Source organism: Phenylobacterium aquaticum (genome assembly GCF_022695515.1).
GTDB lineage: Bacteria > Pseudomonadota > Alphaproteobacteria > Caulobacterales > Caulobacteraceae > Phenylobacterium > Phenylobacterium aquaticum.
Window position 1 is genome coordinate 51,210 of record NZ_JALDPT010000023.1, and the last position, 17,858, is coordinate 69,067.

General features: G+C 69.5%; 13 protein-coding genes and 1 pseudogene. 5 read left to right on the forward strand and 9 right to left on the reverse strand.

The window, feature by feature from the left end; all coding sequences use genetic code 11:
• Positions 1-58: 58 nt before the first annotated feature.
• Entirely contained in the window at positions 59-1,252 is a 1,194-nt protein-coding gene (locus tag MQH10_RS16560; protein WP_242565123.1) for an MFS transporter, read from the reverse strand.
• 54 nt (positions 1,253-1,306) lie between these two features.
• Between MQH10_RS16560 and MQH10_RS16565 the strand changes: the two genes are divergently transcribed.
• The gene (locus MQH10_RS16565; protein ID WP_242565124.1) at positions 1,307-2,209 is read left to right on the forward strand and encodes a LysR family transcriptional regulator; all 903 of its coding nucleotides are present in this window, start codon (positions 1,307-1,309) and stop codon (positions 2,207-2,209) included.
• On the opposite strand, the gene MQH10_RS16570 is transcribed toward MQH10_RS16565, so the two are convergent.
• Both MQH10_RS16570 and MQH10_RS16575 read right to left on the reverse strand, forming a co-directional pair.
• Entirely contained in the window at positions 2,191-2,733 is a 543-nt protein-coding gene (locus MQH10_RS16570) for a hypothetical protein (RefSeq protein WP_242565125.1), read from the reverse strand. The two genes, MQH10_RS16565 and MQH10_RS16570, sit on opposite strands and share 19 nt — an antisense overlap.
• Positions 2,734-2,811: 78 nt before the next feature.
• Positions 2,812-4,371 (reverse strand): carboxylesterase/lipase family protein, encoded by a 1,560-nt coding sequence (locus MQH10_RS16575; protein ID WP_242565126.1) that lies wholly within the window; start codon positions 4,369-4,371, stop codon positions 2,812-2,814.
• A gap of 143 nt (positions 4,372-4,514) precedes the next feature.
• Between MQH10_RS16575 and MQH10_RS16580 the strand changes: the two genes are divergently transcribed.
• Positions 4,515-5,342, forward strand: a complete 828-nt coding sequence (locus MQH10_RS16580; RefSeq protein WP_242565127.1) for a LytR/AlgR family response regulator transcription factor — start codon at positions 4,515-4,517, stop codon at positions 5,340-5,342.
• Here the strand turns inward: MQH10_RS16580 and MQH10_RS27125 are convergent.
• From MQH10_RS27125 to MQH10_RS16595, 3 genes and pseudogenes are all read right to left on the reverse strand, one after another.
• Positions 5,332-6,278: pseudogene (locus tag MQH10_RS27125) on the reverse strand (cobaltochelatase CobT-related protein). The gene MQH10_RS16580 and the pseudogene MQH10_RS27125 sit on opposite strands and share 11 nt — an antisense overlap.
• Positions 6,279-6,318: 40 nt before the next feature.
• Complete coding sequence (locus MQH10_RS16590) at positions 6,319-7,026, reverse strand: RlmE family RNA methyltransferase (RefSeq protein WP_242565129.1); 708 nt, start codon at positions 7,024-7,026, stop codon at positions 6,319-6,321.
• Entirely contained in the window at positions 7,023-8,147 is a 1,125-nt protein-coding gene (locus tag MQH10_RS16595) for a Ppx/GppA phosphatase family protein (protein WP_419720783.1), read from the reverse strand. Before MQH10_RS16595 ends, MQH10_RS16590 begins: the two co-directional genes overlap by 4 nt.
• Before the next feature lie 278 nt (positions 8,148-8,425).
• Between MQH10_RS16595 and hspQ the strand changes: the two genes are divergently transcribed.
• On the forward strand, positions 8,426-8,764 hold the full coding sequence (hspQ, locus tag MQH10_RS16600) for a heat shock protein HspQ (RefSeq protein WP_242565157.1): 339 nt from the start codon (positions 8,426-8,428) through the stop codon (positions 8,762-8,764).
• A 37-nt stretch (positions 8,765-8,801) separates the two neighbouring features.
• Here the strand turns inward: hspQ and MQH10_RS16605 are convergent, their stop codons facing one another.
• The 3 genes from MQH10_RS16605 to MQH10_RS16615 are packed head-to-tail and all read right to left on the reverse strand — an operon-like array spanning position 8,802 to position 15,197.
• Positions 8,802-9,167 (reverse strand): hypothetical protein, encoded by a 366-nt coding sequence (locus MQH10_RS16605; RefSeq protein WP_242565130.1) that lies wholly within the window; start codon positions 9,165-9,167, stop codon positions 8,802-8,804.
• A 13-nt stretch (positions 9,168-9,180) separates the two neighbouring features.
• Entirely contained in the window at positions 9,181-13,416 is a 4,236-nt protein-coding gene (locus MQH10_RS16610) for a translocation/assembly module TamB domain-containing protein (RefSeq protein WP_242565131.1), read from the reverse strand.
• Positions 13,413-15,197, reverse strand: a complete 1,785-nt coding sequence (locus MQH10_RS16615; protein ID WP_242565132.1) for an autotransporter assembly complex protein TamA — start codon at positions 15,195-15,197, stop codon at positions 13,413-13,415. Before MQH10_RS16615 ends, MQH10_RS16610 begins: the two co-directional genes overlap by 4 nt.
• Before the next feature lie 305 nt (positions 15,198-15,502).
• Between MQH10_RS16615 and MQH10_RS16620 the strand changes: the two genes are divergently transcribed.
• Positions 15,503-16,915, forward strand: coding sequence for a circularly permuted type 2 ATP-grasp protein (locus MQH10_RS16620; RefSeq protein WP_419720784.1), 1,413 nt, complete (start codon positions 15,503-15,505; stop codon positions 16,913-16,915).
• Positions 16,912-17,856: an alpha-E domain-containing protein gene (locus tag MQH10_RS16625; protein ID WP_242565133.1), complete on the forward strand. Its 945-nt coding sequence runs from the start codon at positions 16,912-16,914 to the stop codon at positions 17,854-17,856. The genes MQH10_RS16620 and MQH10_RS16625 overlap by 4 nt, the downstream gene beginning before the upstream one ends.
• The last annotated feature ends 2 nt before the right edge of the window (positions 17,857-17,858 follow it).

Here is a 17,858-nt window from a genome sequence, read left to right on the forward strand (position 1 = left end):
TTGCGGGGTGCGTATAGGGGGTCATGCCCCCCTGGGGCAAGGGTCGCGTCGCGGCTTGTCATGCGGGGAGGTCCTTATATGGGGCGGCGGCGGACGATTTCAGCCCGAAGGTCATGGCGAACATGACCAGGCAGAGGCCGGCGGACAGGCCGAGCGCCGTCCAGCGGGAGTGGTCGATGGCCAGGCCATAGATCACCGGCCCGCCGATCTGGGCGAAGCCGGCCGGCCGCGACAGCAGGGCCGAGCGATAGGCGTAGTGGCGCTGGCCATAGAGCTCGAGCGGCAGCACGCCCTTGGCGACCGTCAGCATGCCGTTGCCCGCCCCCTGCCCGAGCGCCATCAGCGGCGCGCCCGCGGCGCCCAGGATGCTGATCGCCAAGGCGCCGAGCGGGTGCATCAGGGTGGCGACGCGGGTGGCGGCGAGCGGATGGAACCGGCGCAGGACGGTGATCTCGGCGAAGCGCACGCTGACCGCGGCGACGCCGACCAGGGCCGCCGTGCCCGCCGCCTGGGCGGGCGTAAGGCCGAAGGCCGCCAGCAGCTGGGGCAGATGGGCGCTCATGCAGGTGGAAACGAACCAGGCGCCGGCGAACAGCACCGCGAGCTGGATCATCGGCCGGTCCCAGGCGATGCGGACCGCAGGCGCCTCAGGGTCATGCGGCTCCGGCGTGGTGCGCGGGACCGCCAGGGCGTTGACCGGCAGGCAGACCAGGACCTGAACCGCCGCCCAGGCGAAGCAGGCGCCCCGCCAGCCGAAATGCTGTTCAAAGGCGAGCGTCAGGGGCCAGCCGACCGTGGAGCCCAGGCCGCCGATCAGGGACACCGCGGTGATCGGCCGGCGCGCCCGGTCGCCATAGAGGCTGACCAGGATCGCGAAGGGGGTGGCGTATAGGCCCATGGCCATGCCGATCCCGATCACGGACAGACCCAGGGCGACCGCCCAGGCGCCCGGCGCGGTTCCCACGAGAACGAGGCCGGCGACAAAGACGAGATTGGAGGCGAGCAGCACGCCCTTGCCGCCCCGGCGATCGACCGCCTTGCCCACGGCCGGGGCGACAAGCGCGCTGGCCAGGAAGGCGAGCGACATCAGGCTGGCCGCGAAGGACGGGCGGACATGGAGGTCGGCCGACATGCCGTCGCCCAGCACGCCCATCAGATAGAAGCTGGAGCCGAAGGCCAGCATCTGCCCCAGACCCAGTCCGCCGGCGGCGATGACCGGGGAGCGCGTCGGATCGGGGATGGGAGCCGCCATGGCCAGCCTATGCGGCATTTGAGGTTTCGCGGAAACCGACATATTGGTCGGGCTATGTTCGAAAATCTCACACCCGGTCCCCTGCCCTCGCTGAACGCGCTGCGGGCGTTCGAGGCCATGGCCCGGACCGGGCGGGCGACGCTCGCCGCCGAGGAGCTGCATGTCACCCATTCGGCCGTCAGCCGGCAGGTGAAGGCGCTGGAGGAGACCCTGGGGGTGCGGCTGTTCTCGGGTCCCAAGCACAGGCTGGAACTGACCGAGGCAGGGCGCGAGCTGCTGCCGGCCCTGACCGCCGCCTTCGACCAGATCGCCGGCGCCGTAGGTCGCATCCGCGGCGGGGCGGAGGACCTGCATATCGCGGTCAACGCCAGCATCTCGGTGAAATGGCTGATCCCGCGGCTGGCCCGCTTCGCCGAGGCTCATCCCGAGGTGCGGCTGCATCTGGCGGAGCTCGCCAGCCATGCGACCTCGCACCGGGGCGCGGACGCCGTGGTCCGCATTGTGCCGACCGCCCGCCTGGCCGATCCGCTGGCCACGCCGTTCATCCAGAGCCATCTGGGGCTGGTCATGTCGCCCGCGCTCGCGGAGCGCTTCGCGGCTGATCCGCTGCAGGCGCCGCGGCTGGCGGCCACCACCCACCCGCAGGGCTGGGCGATCTGGGCGGCCCTGGCCGGGGTCGAGCTGCCGCCGAAGCCCGAACAGCCCTTCGCCCACCTGCACTTCGCACTCGACGCCGCCATCGCCGGCCTGGGCGCGGCCATCATGTCCTGGCCCCTGGTCGCGGACTACATCGCCTCAGGCCGGCTGGTCGCGCCCTATGGCTTCCGCAAGGCCGAAAGCGCCTTCGCCCTGCTCGCCGCGCCGGGCGTCGGCAAGCGGAGCCTGGACCGGTTCCGGGCCTGGCTGGTGGCGGAGGGCGCGAAGACTGCGCCGGCGCCTCAAGACCCTCCACACTGACCGAGGAACTCCGGCACCGACTGGCGCACGCCCGGCAGGCGCGCCCAGCTGGCGTCACCGGGCCGGGACTGAACCATATAGGCCCAGTGGGCGAAGTTCGGCGCAGCGGTCTGGTTCAGCATGGTCCAGGCGCCGTCGCTCTGGGTCATCTGGCCGTAGCCGACCTGCTGGCTGGTGGTCCCGTCCGAGGCCGTGGTGACGAAGCTCAGCAGCACACGCCCGTCCGGCGTCACCGAGCCCAGCAGGGTCGCGCAGGTGACATTGCCGTTGATGGAGGTGACGTTCGATCCCCAGAAGAAGCCGTCGTGATAGTCGGTGATGTGGTAGACGGTCTGGTCCTGGGACGGCAGCGGCGCCGGCAGCTTGGGGCTCACCGCATAGGCCAGCAGGTTCTCCTGTGGCACGGTCCAATAGCTCCCCTTCAGGAACGCCCAGGACTGAGCCGCGGCGGCGGCCGGCCCGGCGGCGAGGATCGCCAGGCACAGGGCGGCATTGGCGAAGGCGGATCCAATTCGGCGGGTCATGGCGGGCTCTGGTTGGCGACTGATCCGCCAAGCGCCCGCCTGGCTCGGTCATGGTCAAGCTGTTTCACCCGCCTGACGTCACCGAGCCGCCCCTATCAGGGCCCCATAGGTCTGGTCAAAGGCCTGCAGCCCGGGAAGATCCGGGTTGGGTCCGGTGGCGATGGCGGCGCCAAGCCTCTGCACCTGATCAGTCCGGGGATCATAGACCGGCCAGGGCGGCAGCCCCTTGCCATTGGGATCGCCTGTGCGGGCGAAGTTGACCCAATAGCCGGCCATGACGTCCGCCAGCCGCCGGTCCTGGGGCGTCCAGGCCCAGGGCTCCTGGCCCAGATGATCGAACATGTACCAGAGCTCGGCGAAGTGGCTTGCCCCCCAGCCGGCCCTGACCGATCCGGTCGGAAACGGGGGTTGCTGATCAAAGCGGTAGAGCCAGGCCGGCGCGCCGCTCGCGGCCTGCAGTCTCGCCCAGGCCCACATGTCCCAGCCGAACCTCAAGTCCCGCTCCAGGTCCGCGCGCGCCTGACGCGCACTCAGGTCATCGGCATAGGGATAGGCCGCGACAATCCCCTCCGGCAGCGGCCCCCAGGCCCGCGCCAGATCCTTCGCATAGCTGCCCGCCGTGATCGCCCTGAGGTCGATCAGGGACCGCGCCTCCTCGGCGTTGTAGCCGATCAGCACCGGGACCCGGGTCTGTTGTCCGCTGACATAGGCGTCATAGGGCGAGACCGGCAGGACCGGCGGGCCGACCACCGGGTGGGTCACCAGACCCGCGCGCCCCTCCAGCAGTCGCGCCGCGGGCAGGCGACGCAGGTCCACGACGGAGGAGGCACCGATTGAGGCCGCATAGGCCAAGCCGTCCTGCTCCGCCTGCTTCAGCTGATAGGCCGGGGCGAGCGCCAGGGGTTCGAACAGGCCGCCGCTCTGGGCGATGGCGCGCTGGAACAGGCCCTTGGCCGCGGGCGAGGCGATCAGCTGGCTCACCGACATGGCCCCGGCCGACTGGCCGGCGATGGTCACCTTGCCGGGATCTCCGCCGAAGGCGGCGATATTGTCCCGGACCCAGGTCAGGGCCGCGATCTGATCCATCAGGCCGTAGTCGCCCGAGGCGCCCCTGCCCTCCCGGCTGAGATCGGGATGGGCCAGGTAGCCGAACGGCCCCAGCCGATAGGCCAAACTCACCACCACCACGCCGCGCCTGGCCAGTCGGCCGCCCCAATAGAGCGGCAGGGCCGTGGCGCCGTTGCTGTAGCCGCCGCCATGGATCCAGACGATCACCGGCGCGCCCTTGCGCCCAACCTGCGGCGTCCAGACGTTCAGATAGAGACAGTCCTCGCTGATCCGGGGCGGCGGCTCGCCGGGCATGGACACCCCGGTCTGCATGCAGGCCGGCTGGAACGCGGTCGCCTTGCGGACGCCTGTCCACCTCGCGGCCGGCGCGGGCGGACGCCAGCGCAGCGCCCCGACCGGCGGGGCGGCATAGGGCAGCCCCAGGAACGCCGAGACGCCCTCATGGCGAGCGCCGCTCACCCAACCGGTCTCGATCCTGACCTTGGGGGATGGCGCGCGCGGATCGGCATGGGCCGCGGGGGCGAACCATAGAAGCGCGGCGGCGGCCGCGACGAACGCTCTGATGCTCATCTTGATCCTGTCGGTTGGGACGCCGCCATTGTCCCACCTCCGCGATGCGCGGGCCCAGACCCGCCCATCCCGCCGCCGCCTCGCCTCGTCACAAACGGGCGGACTGGACGCGCGAAGCCGGCCCGGATCAGATAGACGGCGCGATGACGCCGCCCTCCCCCGCCACCTCCGCCCGGAACCTCTCGGTTGTCAGACTGACCGGGGTCGGGTTCCTCTACTGGCTCGCCTTCATGTCGGTGCTGGAGCCGGGAAACCTCGCGCACGCCCTGGCCGCGGGCTTTCATCCGCACTGGTCGCACGAGGCCCTGCGCCTGCTGGTGGCGGGCTTGCTCGGCGCCTCCGTCACCCCCGTCCTGGTCCTGCTGGCCCGACGGTTCCCGATTTCCGGGGCCCGGCGCCTCGCACCGATCGCGGGACAGGCGATCGGAGCCCTGGCGCTGGCGCCGGTCCTGATCGTGGCGTCCTGTTGTCTCGCCGCCTGGATCCTGCAGCATCGGTGGCTGCCAGCCCCGGCGGACATCGGGCGAGAGATGGCGGCCAACCTGCTGCTGGTGATGTTCTGCCAGGCCCTGTTCCTGGCGGCGCTTCAGGTTCTGATCCCCGCGGGGCGCGCCCAGACCACTGACGGGTGGCCGGAGCGCCTGACCCTCCGCAACGGCGCCGAGATCGCCGTCATCGACCTGGCCGAGGTGGAGTGGATCGAGGCCCAGGGCAATTACCAGGCCCTGCACGTTCGGGGGCGCACCCACCTGACGCGCGAAACCTCGGCCCGGCTACAGGAACGCCTCGACCCCAGCCGCTTCGTCCGCATCCACCGGGGCACCATGGTCAGCGTGGCGCACGTTGCGCAGATCGAGCCCCTGACCAATGGCGACGGACTGGTGACGCTGCACAGCGGAACGGTCCTGCGGCTCAGCCGCAATCACCGTCAGGCCCTGCGCGATCGGCTGGGCGGGGATGCTAACCGATAGACGGAACGGATGGCGCTATCGGATCTTCGCCATGCGCTTTGCCCATCAGCATATCCCGGACAAGGGTAATGACCGAGATCCCGACGTCCTCGATCGCGTTAACCGCCGCATTGCGCGAATAGAAGCGGCTCGTGTCGAACCCGAGCCCAACGGCAGCGATCTCCAGCCGCGGATCGGATTCGAGGCGCGCGACGACTTCCTTCAAATGCCGCTGGAGATAGTCCAGGCCGTTCGCCAATAGGGTAGAGTCGTCGACCGGCGCGCGTCCGACAATACGATGAGCAGCTTGCGCTTTTCCTGCCGCGCAAGAAGTCTCGATGCGGCCCATTCCAGGGCCTCCCCATCCACATTCTCCTTGGGGAGATCAGGGCGAAGCATTGGCTTGAATCCAAATCCCGCGCCTGACGCCCGTGTATCGTCGGCAGACCGATAAATTACGTGCAACAGATCACATAACCGGCCTGGATTTGGGGGCTTAAGTCGAGATACCCAGCGGCGGCGTGAAAGACCGCCACGCCAGCTGGTCGTCGTAAAGCCCAGGACCTCGACCTTGCATCCCAATTGCCGGATGAAATCTTGTGCGACATCCGCTGCTGCGGCGGCCAGCAACATCTTCTGCCCGCGCATGGATCCGGACTGATCCATCAGGATTGCTACGACGGTGTCCGCCAGCTCGTCTTTGGAGACGGTCGTCCGCACGGCGACCGCCGCATCCAGCGCAGCGAGTTCGCACCCCATACGCCAGGCCAACAGGGCGCCTTGGAAATTCGCCCAGGCCTCCTCAAGCCCCGCCGCGACCCGAGCCGAGGGGCGGCCGAGCACCCTGTGGAGGTCTTCGCCGGTGACCTCCCGATCAAATCGGCGCGTATAGACCTTGTAATTCGGATCGACCGAACCGCCTCTTAGCCGACCGAGCCAATCTACCAAACGTTGCATTAGGGCAAACTAGGGGCTTGGCGCTCTTCCGTCGACAGCCCTACCGCCCCTTGAACCCCGTCGCGACGAGATAGACCTCGGACGAGTCCGCCCGGCTGGCCTTGGGCTTCAGGTTGCGGACGTCGGTGAAGTTCTGCTTCAGGATCGCCATGACCGGGGCGGTCTCGCCGCCCTGGAAGGCCTTGGCGATGAAGACGCCGCCGGGCTTCAGCACGCTGATTGCGAATTCGGCCGCGATCTCGATCAGGCCCATGATCCGCAGGTGATCTGTGCGCCGGTGGCCCACGGTGTTGGGGGCCATGTCGGACATCACCACGTCCGGCGCGCCGCCCAGCAGCTGCATCAGCAGCGGGCCGCAGGCCGGGTCGGTGAAGTCCATCTGGACGATATGGGCCGGCGGCAGGGGATCGACCGGCAGGAGGTCGACGCCCACGATGTTGGTGACGCCGCGTTCGATCGCCACCTGGGTCCAGCCGCCGGGGGCGAGACCCAGGTCGATGACCCGCGCGCCGGGCTTCAGCACCTTCAGCTTGTCGTCCAGTTCGCTGACCTTGTAGGCGGCGCGCGAGCGATATCCATGGGCGCGGGCCTTGGCCGAGAAAGGGTCGTTCACCTGCCGCGACAGCCAGGCCTGGGACGACGGCGTGCGCATCTTGGCGGTCTTGAGGCGCGCAGGCTTGCCGCGGCCTTCCTCGGTGCCGCCGGTCGGCGGCTTCACCATGCGCTTGCGGGGGGGCTCTTCGGTCATTGGGCGGCTTCTTTCGGACGCTCGGCGGGGCGGCGGCCCCGGCGGCGCTTGCGGCGACGGCCGGAGCCGCGCTCGGACATCAGGGACATCAGGATGCCTTCGCGTAGGCCGCGGTCGGCGACCCGGACGCGGGTGCAGGGCCAGAGCTCCTGGACGGCCTGGAGGATGGCGGCGCCGGCCAGGACGAGGTCGGCGCGGTCGGGCCCGATGCAGGGCTGGTCGGCGCGGGCCTTGGGACTCAGGTTCAGCAGAAGGTCGGCCGAGGCCTCGCACTCGGCCCGGGTCATCCAGATTCCGTCCACCCGGCTGCGGTCATATCGACGCAGGCCCAGGTGCATTCCGGCCAGGCTGGTGATGGCGCCGGAGGTGCCGATCAGGTGCGCGCGGTCGGCGTCGAACACCGGCCGCATGGGGTCGGCGTGCCGGAATGCGGCCAGTTCTGACTTCACCCGCTCGACCATGGCACGGAACCAGGCTTGCGTCGCCGCCTCCCCTTCCGGGAACTGTTCGGCGAGCGTCACCACCCCGATGGGGATGGAGAGCCAGGCCTTGATCGGCAGCTTGCCGGCGGCGAACCGGGCAGGGTCGGCGTCGAGCCCGCCGCCCTTCATGTCGACCCAGGACAGCTCGGTCGAACCGCCCCCGACATCGACCACCAGGGCCGCCTCGGCGGTGTGATCCAGCAGGTTCAGACAGCCCGCCACGGAGAGCTGGGCCTCCTCTTTCGGCGTGATGATCTGCAGCTTCAGGCCGGTCTCCTCGGCCACGCGGGCGATGAACTCCGGACCGTTCTCCGCCGAGCGGCAGGCCTGAGTGGCTATGGCTTTGAGCTTGACCACACGGCGGCGGCGGACCTTCTCGGCGCTGACCTTCAGGGCGGCCATGGCGCGCTCCATGGCGACGTCGGACAGCCGCCCCGTCTGGGAAAGGCCCTCGCCCAGGCGGACGATGCGCGAATAGGCCTCCACGACCCGGAAGCTCTTGCCGTTCGGGGTGGCGATCAAGAGGCGGCAATTGTTGGTGCCCAGGTCCAGCGCGCCATAGCAGACCTGGTCGGTCAGGGCGCCGTCGCGGGCGCGGGGCGCGGCCTCGGTGTCCGGACGGTCCAGTGGCGCGCTCACGGCTCCACCGCCCGTCGGGCGCACGCAATCGAGCTTCGGAGGCGGCGTTCGAACCGAACGCGCCCCTGGGGCGTCTCTGACATGGATCGCCTATCTGTCGCAGGCGCGGAAGCCGCGCCTCATTTCACGGCGACTGTAGACGAAGGGTTCGCCTCCCGGAAGGCACGGCCTTGCAGACCGAAACATGATTGTTACGTTCACCTCCTGGTTAGGTGGCGTGGTGTAGATTCCCTTTCATGGATGCTCGAACCGACAATTTTGGCGTCGGCAAGGTCGCGATGACCGTCCCCGATGTTCGCCTCGCGAAATTCGCCATCGGCGATGTCGTGAAACACCGCGTCTTCGCCTTCCGCGGCGTGATCTTCGATGTCGACCCCACCTTCGCCAATACCGAGGAGTGGTGGCTGTCGATCCCGGAGCACATCCGGCCGCGCAAGGACCAGCCGTTCTACCACCTGCTGGCGGAGAACGAGGAGAACTCCTACGTCGCCTATGTCTCGGAGCAGAACCTGCTGCCCGACGAGAGCGGCGAGCCGATCGGCCACCCGCAGGCGCCGCTGATCTTCCAATCCTTCGATCACGGCCACTACACGCTTCGCCCGCGCATCAGCCACTGAGGCGCGGGCCCCGGCCCTCCTTCGGACAGCCCGGCCCTCAGCCGGCCTTGCGCAGCGCGGCGTAGCCGGCCTGGATCTTGGCGCGCTGCTGCGGCGTGAACACCCGATAGCGCTGAGCCTTGGGGCCCGCCGCGACACTGATCTCTTCCGCCGTCACATAGATATAGCGACCCTGGAACGCCCCGGTCACGGGCTGGCCGTGCTGCAGCCTCAGCCCCTCGAGCTGGCTCGCGCAGGTCTCCAAATTCTCGACATTGGTCGACATCGGTCGGAAATCCTGGCGGCCGTTCAGGGCCTCGGCCATGCGCCAGCAGACCCCGGCGTTGCGCGGCGCCTCCAGCGCGGGCTCGCAGGCGGCGAGACCCGCGGCCAGAACCAGCCCCGTCCAGACGATCGGCCGCATGGGCCCCTCCCCGTCAGTAGTCCCTGCGCCAGCGCACCGCGAGCTTGCCGTCGCCTTGGCCGGCGATCTTAGAGATGATGGACAGACTCCGGCGAACGCGCCACTCCACCTGAGCGGACGGCCCTTCGCGACCGCCGCCGGTCAGCTCCAGATAGACATTGTCGGTGAGGTACTTGCCGCCCGACACCGTGACCCCGCTGGTCCCCCCGCCGGCCAGGGCCAGTCGATCGAGGCCCGCGAAGGTCTTGAGATTGCCGATCACGTCGAAGCCGCCGCCGCCCGCGAGCGACGACAGGGCCGAGGCCAGCTGGGCGGCTTCCAGCGGCGACAGCTGGGACGCCGAGGTGCCGAACAGAACCTGGGACAAGACCTCGTCATTGGGCAGGGTCGGCGTGGAGGTGAGCGTGATCTCGGGCTTGGCGGCCGTGCCCTTGATCTTCACGACCGCGGTCAGGGAGGTGTCCTCCCGCGTGGCCGACAGGTCGAGGCGGATGTCCTTGGCCTGTGTCGACAGATAGACGACGCCGCGGGTGTCGAACTCGAAGCGCTTGCCCGCGAAATCGTAGTCGCCGCGGATCACCCGCGCCGTGCCGGACAGGGTTGGCTGGGAGGTCGTGCCCCCGACATGGGCGTCGAGGGACAGCTCCACATCCAGCCCCCGGCCCTTCAGATAGATCTTCTGCGGCGCCTTCAGGCTGACATCCAGGGTGACGCCGGGCCCGCGCTTGAGGGGCGCCAGCTGCACGCCGGTCATGTCCGCTGGCCGGTTCACTTCGGTCACGTCCATGGCCACGACGTTGGACGGCGTGGGGGTGCGGGCGGCCACATCCGCGCGGTCGATGGTCAGGGCGCCGGCCAGCCGGACGCGGCCCTCCGGCGTGCGGTCGATCACCGCCTGGCCGGTCGCCGAGGCCGTCGCCTGTTCGTTATCAATCAGCCGGAAGCCCTTGAGGGTCAGACGGAAAGTGCTCGCCCCTTCAGGCGCGAGGCTGATGCGGCCGGCGCCGGACGCGACGCCGCCGTGGCCGTCCGAGCCGTCCGCTTGGGTGATGTCCACCTGGTTGTCGGACATGGCCGCGCGCAGGGTGACGTCCTTGAGGTTCAGGCCGGTGGCGCCGTCCGAGAACCGCCCGCCGTCCACGGCCGCCTGGCCGACGGCGCGCGGATGCTCCAGCGTCCCGGCCAGATCACCCTGAATGTGGACATGGCCGGCCAGCTCCCGCTCGCCGCCGACCAGCAGGTCCCAGAGCGGCTTCACCTCGCCGTCAGCGAAGATGCGGCCGCGGATCGGCTTGGTGCGGTCGATGGCGATGCGCAGGGGCTCGGCCGAGGTCTCGGCCGGCAGCACCACGGCGGCCGTCGCCTTCAGGCCCTGTCCGTTGGTGACCGCGCCGTCGAGATTGATGTCGTCGCCGTTGAGGGTGGCCTTAAGCGACCCGTTCAGGCCCAGGGAGGCGTCGGTGCCCAGACCGCGCACGCCATCGAGGTCGGCGCTGAGCGAGCCCGACAGGCGCTTGCCCTGGCCGTTCAGCTGCAGGACGCCGTCGAACTTGCCGGCGAAGTCCTCGTCGATGAGGCCGAGGCCCAGCTGCTGCACCTGGGCGCGGATTTCCGTCCCGTCCCCGGCCATGCGGGCGTCGAGCGCGATCCGGCCGCCGTCGGAAGCCACGACCCTGAGCTTCGCGCCCCGGTCGGGCCCACCGAAGCGGAACTGGGCGGTCTCGGTGGTCTTCAGGTTCCATTTCAGATAGCGGCCCTCGCCGTTGAACCCGAGCTGATAACCGGGCTCGACATGGGCCAGGTCGCCATTGCCGTCGAAGCTCCAGCGGTTGCCCGCGATCAGGCCGGAGGCCTGGGCAGCGTAGGGCAGATGGGCCAACGGGCCGTCGGCGGTCAGGCGGCCGGCGCTGATCACCACCTGGCTGTCGGGCACGGCGACGCCGTCCGCGGTCAGGTTCAACCGGGCGCGGGGCCCGCCCGGCGCGTCGGCGAGGCGCACATCGCCAGCGATCTTGCCCGCGGTCAGGAAGGCGCCCTTGGCCACCGCCACCTGCAGGTCGGCCTTGGAGGCGCCCTTGGCGCGCAGACTGAGCAGGCCCGACGCCTTCAGGCCGCCGGCGTCCACCGATAGGTCGGTCAGATCAACGCCTTCGGCGGGGAAGCTGAACGCCGATCGGGCCTGGGCCGGGCCATAGGCGCTGGCGGCGTTCAGGGCGATGACGCCATTGGTCCCGTCTGGCCGGCGCTGGAAGCTGAGCACCAGATGGGCGTTGGTGAGCGGCAAGCGCGGCACGTCGATCGCGTCGAGGTCGGCCAGCAGGTCCACCTTGGGCGCGTCCAGCATGCCGGTGATCGCGCCGGAGCCCTTGGCCTTGCCGGTGATCTCCACCGGACCGGCGTGGAACGGGCCCTCGGCAGACCAGTCCAGCTTGAACTTGAGCGCGCCGTCAGCGTCGCGCAGGCCGGCCGCCTGGGCCTTGAGGGCGGCGCCCGTCAGATTGGCCTCGGAAACCGCGATCCGGCCGCCCCCCACCTCGGCCTTGCCCTGCAGGCGCGGCTGGCCGCCCAGCAGCCGGTCGAGCTCGGCGTAGCCGGTCGCGAACTTGGCGCCCTTGGCGTCGAGGCTGAAGGTCCAGGGCTTGGCGTCGCGGCCCTGGGAGGCGGTCCAGCTCGCCGACACCGCTCCGCTGGCGCCGACCCGGGCGGCGGCCAGATTGGCGAAGTCAGCGTCGCCCTTGAAGGTCAGGCCGCCGAACAGCCCCACGCCGCCGCTGGCCTTGACCTTCAGGCCCTGGCCCGTGCCCTGAAGGTTGCTGAGCAGGAAGCGCCCGTCGCGCAGATGGTCGACCTTGAAGTCCGCCTGGGGACTGGCCCCGAGCGCCGCGCCGACCCAGCCCGAGCCCTTGCCGCCGGAGCCCTGCACCTTGCCGCCGACGCTCCAGCTCTTGGACTTGTGCTCGAACACCACCGGCCCGGCGAGGCGGTCGAGGGTGTAGTCGAAGAGCTTGGCGTCCCGCACCACCGCGTCGCCGGCGATCTTCCAGTCCGCCGCCTTGCCGCTCAGGCGCGCCACCGCATGGGTCGCCCCGGTCTCAGGTCCGCCGATCAGTCGGCTGAGGCTGGGGGCGTCGCCGACCAGGGCCACGCCGTCCTTGCCGATCTTGCGGTGCTCGATGTCCGCCAGTCCCTGGCCGGAGACAGTCAGGTTGTCGGAGGCGACCTTGAAGGCCACGTCGTACTGGCTCTTGGACTTGCCGGACTGGCGGCCGGTGATGTTGAAGGCCGCCGTGGGTCCGAAGCGATCCGCATAGGGCTTCAGCAGGGTCGAGGCGGTGAGCAGCACCTTGCCCTGGGCCGCGCCGCCCTGGGGCGTCCAGGCGCCGCTGACCTCCACCGGCTTCATCTTGCCGGAGACGGCGACGATATTGACCGTGCCCGACCTGGCGGCGCCGCCGGCCTGGGCCTTGAGCTCGAAGGGCGCGCCGGAGGGCAGGCCCACGGCGCCGGCGAGCGCCCCGCCCTTGGCCTCCACCACGTCGGCCTTCAGCATCAGCGGGTGGTTCTTGATGAAGTCGAAGCTGAGATTGAGGTGGTCGCCCTTGTGCAGGCGGCTCACGGCCTCGAGGTGTCCCGACTGGCCGCCGTCATTGCGCTTCACCACCAGGCCGCCGGTGACGTCATAGATGCCGCGCTCGTAGCTGAACTCCGGCGTCATCTCGACGCGGCCGGACATCTCGGCGATCTGGAAGGACACGGGCAACCCGCCGGACTGCTCCTTGGGCGTCAGCGTCGGCCGGCGCAGGATCATGATCTTCTCGGCCGTGATGCGGTCGAGGGTCAGTTGCCGGACGAACAGGTCCAGGAAACGCCAGGCCACCTCCACCCGCCGGGCGTCGAGCCACACGCCCTGCTCGTCGGAAATGGTCAGGCGGTCGACGCTGAAGTCGCGCCAGATGTCGCCCTTCAGCCCCTCGATCTTGAGCCGCCCCACCGGACCGAGCTTCAGGCCGTTGGCGCTGGCCTCGATCAGCAGGCGCCCCTGGGGCAGGAGCACGCCGAAGCGGGTGGTCAGAATGCCGCCGCCCAGCAGGAAGGTCAGGACCAGGGCGATGATGATCACGATGGGCGGGAAGGCCCGGCTCTTGGCGACCTTCACCGCCTCGTCCACCACCTCGTGGACGACCTCGGAGATCACCTCCTCGATGGGGTGCTCATGCGGCTTGTGCGGATCTTCGGGCGTCGGGGTCAAAAGCTCTGCCCGATGCTGAGATAGATCTGGAACGACGGGTCGCCGGTGCGCGGATTGAGCGGCACGGCGATATCGGCCCGGATCGGGCCGAAGCCCAGATCATAGCGCACCCCGATCCCGGCCCCGACGCTGAGATTCTTGTTGGCCGGCGTGGGGTCCGACCCCACGGCGCCGGCGTCGACGAAGGCGACGAGCCCCCAGTGGGCGCCGATCTTCTGGCGAACCTCGACGGAGGCCTCGACCAGGGACAGGCCCCCCTGGGGGGTGTTGTCCGACAGCCTGGGGCCGATCGCCTGATAGGCGTAGCCGCGCACCGAGCCGCCGCCGCCGGAATAGAACCTGCGGGAGGCCGGGACCTCGGGGATCAGGCCGCCGATGATCGAGCCGAGCTTCAGCCGGCCGGCCAGGACCGTGCGGCCCTTGTCGTCGAACGGCAGATAGGCCGTGCCCTGGGCTTGGACTTTCAGATAGGGCAGCGTACCGGAGCCGGCGACCAGGGTCGGCTCGACCCGGCTCTCGACCCGCCAGCCGCGCTTGGGGTCGAGGGGATCGTCGGACTTATCGAGCGCCATGGCGCCCAGGGCCGCGACGGTGACCAGCTTGCGCCCCAGGGGGGTGAGGGTCTTGGCCGACAGCTCATCGGTCTGGCCATAGTCCAGCGAGCCGCCGACGGTGACATAGGAGGTCTTGTGGAAGCGGCGCTCGACGTCGGCGCTGACCCCCACGCCGGTCTCGTCATAGGCGTCGGTCTGGGTCCGGTAGACGGCGGTCGAGGCCTTCAGGGTCTGCTGGGCGCGCCGCCAGTGCGGCAGGGTCAGGTCCGCGCCGACGCGGCTGTCCAGATAGGAGTTCTTGGCGAACAGGGCGACAGTGTCGGCCCGGCCCAGCAGGTTGTAGCGGGTCAGGCGAACGTCGGCGCCGACGCCCTCGCTGGTCGAATAGCTGGCGCCCAGCTCCAGCTGGCGCTTCGACCGGTCGCTCAGGCTGACGATGACCGGCCTCAGGCCGTCGGCCGTGGCCTCGCCCTTGGGGGCCAGGGAGACGGTGACCGATTCATAGACGCCGGTGTCCAGCAGGCGGCGCTCCAGCTCGCCGACATCCTCGGGGTCGTAGGCTTCCCCCGTCTTCCAGGGGGCCATGGCGCTGAGCCAGCGCGGATTGGTGCGGCCGGCGGTCACCAGCTTCACCCCGTCCAGACGCACGAGTTCGCCGGCGACGATCTTGTAGGTCGGCCGCACGGTCTGGTCGGCGTGATCGACGATGACCTCGCGCGGCTGGGCGACCACGTCGGCGAAGCCGCGCTTCTGCACGGCGGCGACGATGCGGCCCTCAGCGCCCACCACATCGGCCGCACGGCCCGCCTGGCCGTTCGCCAGGCCCATCACGGCCTCGGCCGCGGCCTGCACCTGGGCCGGCGGCACGTCTCCGATCCAGGCGATCGTCGGATCGGCGATGACGAAGCGGCGGTTGGGGGTGATGCGCACCACCGGCTGGGGGGTGTCGCCCTCCCCCACCTCGGGGCTGACCTCGGCGCCGTAATAGGCCTCCGACCGCAGGACGGCGATGGCGTCCTCGGCGGCCTCCCGGGCCCGGCGGCGGGCCTCGAAACGATTGGTCACGGGATGGTCGGTGGAGCCGATCGCCTCGGCCACCGCCGCCTTCAGCTTGGAGGACATGTCCCCTTCGAGGGCGGCCTTGGCGGTCTCGGCGCATGCAGCGTCAGGCCCTGACAGGACCCAAAAAACCGCCGAGGCGGCGACGGCATAGACCAGTCGTCCCACGTCAAGAATCCGCGCTGCGCCCCTGCCAGGGGTTTAGCCCGCATCGGCCCCGAATGTCACTCACGCCCGGCGCGTTACACTGCTTCGAGATTGGGCGCCGGCATGCTCAAATAACGGGCAGGCCACGTCAGGCCCGCCTCACGTCCCGAAAACCCCTCCGCAAGACGACGGGGTTTCCTAGGGTCGGCGAAGGTCAGGGCGCGGAAGGACATTGCAAGGTGGAGCTGGGAGTGTCGACAGCGCGCATTTCGGACGACCCTGAGGCCTTGGCCCCGGAGGCTGCGACACCGATACCCTATGATGAAATGCTGACCGCCGCAGGCGAAGTGCGCTCGCACTACGCCGCCCTGGACAGCCGGGTCGCCAGCCTGGCCGGCGAGGAGCTGGCCGAGCGGCAACGGACGCTCGAGCGATTCTTCCTGCTGCAGGGGATCACCTTCACCGTCTATGGCGGCGACAGCTCGACCGAGCGGATCATCCCCACCGACCTCCTGCCGCGCATTATTCCCGCCGACGAATGGGCGACCATCGAGGCCGGCCTGACCCAGCGCCTGCGCGCCCTGAACATGTTCCTCGCCGACATCTATGGCGAACAGCAGATCCTGATGGACGGGGTGGTGCCGCGCGAGCTGGTGCTCAGCGCGCCCTCCTACCGGCGGGAGATGCAGAACCTCTATGTGCCGCACCACGCCTATTCCAATGTCTGCGGCTCGGACCTGATCCGCCAGCCGGACGGCGCCTTCGCAGTGCTGGAGGACAATCTGCGCGTTCCCTCCGGCGTGTCCTACATGCTGGCCAATCGCGAGGCGTCAAAGCGCACCTTCCCCGGCACCTTCCGCTCGGCCGGGGTGCGCGCGGTGGACCGCTATCCCGACCTGCTGCTGGCGACGCTGAAAAGCATGGCGGCCGACTGGAGACCCAATCCCCAGGTCGTGGTGCTGACGCCCGGCGTCTACAATTCCGCCTATTACGAGCACGCCTATCTGGCCCGTTTGATGGGCGCGCCCCTGGTCGAGGGGCGCGACCTCGTGGTCCATGACAACATGGTCTATATGCGGACCACGACCGGCCTGAAGCGGATCGACGTGATCTATCGCCGCGTCGACGACGACTTCATCGACCCCCTCACCTTCCGCCGGGATTCCGGGCTCGGCGTCGCCGGGCTGTTCAACGCCTATCGCGCCGGCAATGTGGTGATCTGCAATGCGCCCGGCACCGGTGTCGCCGACGACAAGGCGGTGTACGCCTATGTGCCGGAGATCATCCGCTACTATCTGGGCGAGGACGCCATCCTGCCCAATATCGAGACCTATCTCTGCCGCGAGCCGGCCCAGCTGAGCCACGTGCTGGCCAATCTCGACAAGCTTGTGGTCAAGGCGGTCGGCGCCTCGGGCGGCTACGGCATGCTGATCGGCCCCCACGCCAGCGTCGCCGAGCGGGCCACCTTCGCCGAGGCGATCAAGGCCGATCCGGACAACTATATCGCCCAGCCGACCATCCAGCTGTCGACGGCGCCCTGCCTGATCGACGGCAAGATCGATCCGCGCCACGTCGACCTGCGCCCCTTCATCCTGTCGGGCGAGAAGATCGTGGTGACCCCTGGCGCCCTGACCCGCGTCGCCCTGAAGAAGGGGTCGCTGGTCGTGAATTCCAGTCAGGGGGGCGGATCCAAGGACACCTGGGTGCTGTCCGACGACGCCGAGGAGATCCAGCCATGATGCTCGCCCGCGTCGCCGACAGCCTCTACTGGATCGGCCGATATGTCGAACGGGCGGAGCACATGTGCCGGCTGTCGGACGTCATGCTCAACGCCACCCTTGACCGCACGGAATCGGCGGCCCAGGTCGCCCGTATCGCGCTCTCCGCGGTCGGCGACGCCGACCCGGCCAAGATCGCCGCGCCCTATGAAGCCGCCTATGCACTCACCCTCGACCGCGAGGACCATGGCTCGATCGCCAGTTCGCTCGCCTCGGCCCGAGAGAACGCCCGCCAGGTCCGCGACCAGATCACCACCGAAACCTGGGAGCGGCTGAACCTCATCTATCTGCGGATGACCGCGCCGGGCGCCGCCAAGGCCTTCACCGACGGCTCCTCGGCCTTCCTGCACGACATCATCGCCGATCTGCACCTGTTCAAGGGCGCCGCCGACGCCACCATGAGCCATGGCGAGGGCTGGGGCTTCCTGCTGCTCGGGGTGCATCTGGAGCGCGCCCAGCTGATCGGCCGCCTGCTGGAGGTCTGTTTCCGCGACGCACGCACCCGGCCGATCAACGATCACACCCTGCTGACCAATGTGCTGCGGATGAGCTGCGCGCTCGAGCCCTATCTGCGGCGCTATACGGCCGACGTGCAGCCGCGCAAGATCCTGGAATTCCTGATGTTTGACGAAGAGTTCCCGCGCTCGATCCGGTTCTCCACCGCCCGCATCGAGGAGCACCTCACCGGGGTCAGCCGCTATGTGGAGGCCGCCAGCCACGGGGGCCCGGAACGCCTGGCCGGCCGCCTCAAGGCGCGTCTGCAATATGCCGACGTCGAGAACCTGACCCTCGACGGGGCCGCGGGCTTCCTGACCACGGTGCTCGACGAATGCGCCGCGATCCATGCGGCGATCTACGAGACCTTCGTCGCCTACTCCCTCGAAATGCGCCTGCCGGCCTGAGG

Coding starts and splice junctions, on each gene's coding strand:
- MQH10_RS16560 (WP_242565123.1), bottom strand. CDS start 1,252: ATGGCGGCTCCCATCCCCGATCCGACGCGCTCCCCGGTCATCGCCGCC.
- MQH10_RS16565 (WP_242565124.1), top strand. CDS start 1,307: ATGTTCGAAAATCTCACACCCGGTCCCCTGCCCTCGCTGAACGCGCTG.
- MQH10_RS16625 (WP_242565133.1), top strand. CDS start 16,912: ATGATGCTCGCCCGCGTCGCCGACAGCCTCTACTGGATCGGCCGATAT.
- MQH10_RS16575 (WP_242565126.1), bottom strand. CDS start 4,371: ATGAGCATCAGAGCGTTCGTCGCGGCCGCCGCCGCGCTTCTATGGTTC.
- MQH10_RS16580 (WP_242565127.1), top strand. CDS start 4,515: ATGACGCCGCCCTCCCCCGCCACCTCCGCCCGGAACCTCTCGGTTGTC.
- MQH10_RS16620 (WP_419720784.1), top strand. CDS start 15,503: ATGCTGACCGCCGCAGGCGAAGTGCGCTCGCACTACGCCGCCCTGGAC.
- MQH10_RS16570 (WP_242565125.1), bottom strand. CDS start 2,733: ATGACCCGCCGAATTGGATCCGCCTTCGCCAATGCCGCCCTGTGCCTG.
- MQH10_RS16605 (WP_242565130.1), bottom strand. CDS start 9,167: ATGCGGCCGATCGTCTGGACGGGGCTGGTTCTGGCCGCGGGTCTCGCC.
- hspQ (WP_242565157.1), top strand. CDS start 8,426: ATGACCGTCCCCGATGTTCGCCTCGCGAAATTCGCCATCGGCGATGTC.
- MQH10_RS16590 (WP_242565129.1), bottom strand. CDS start 7,026: ATGACCGAAGAGCCCCCCCGCAAGCGCATGGTGAAGCCGCCGACCGGC.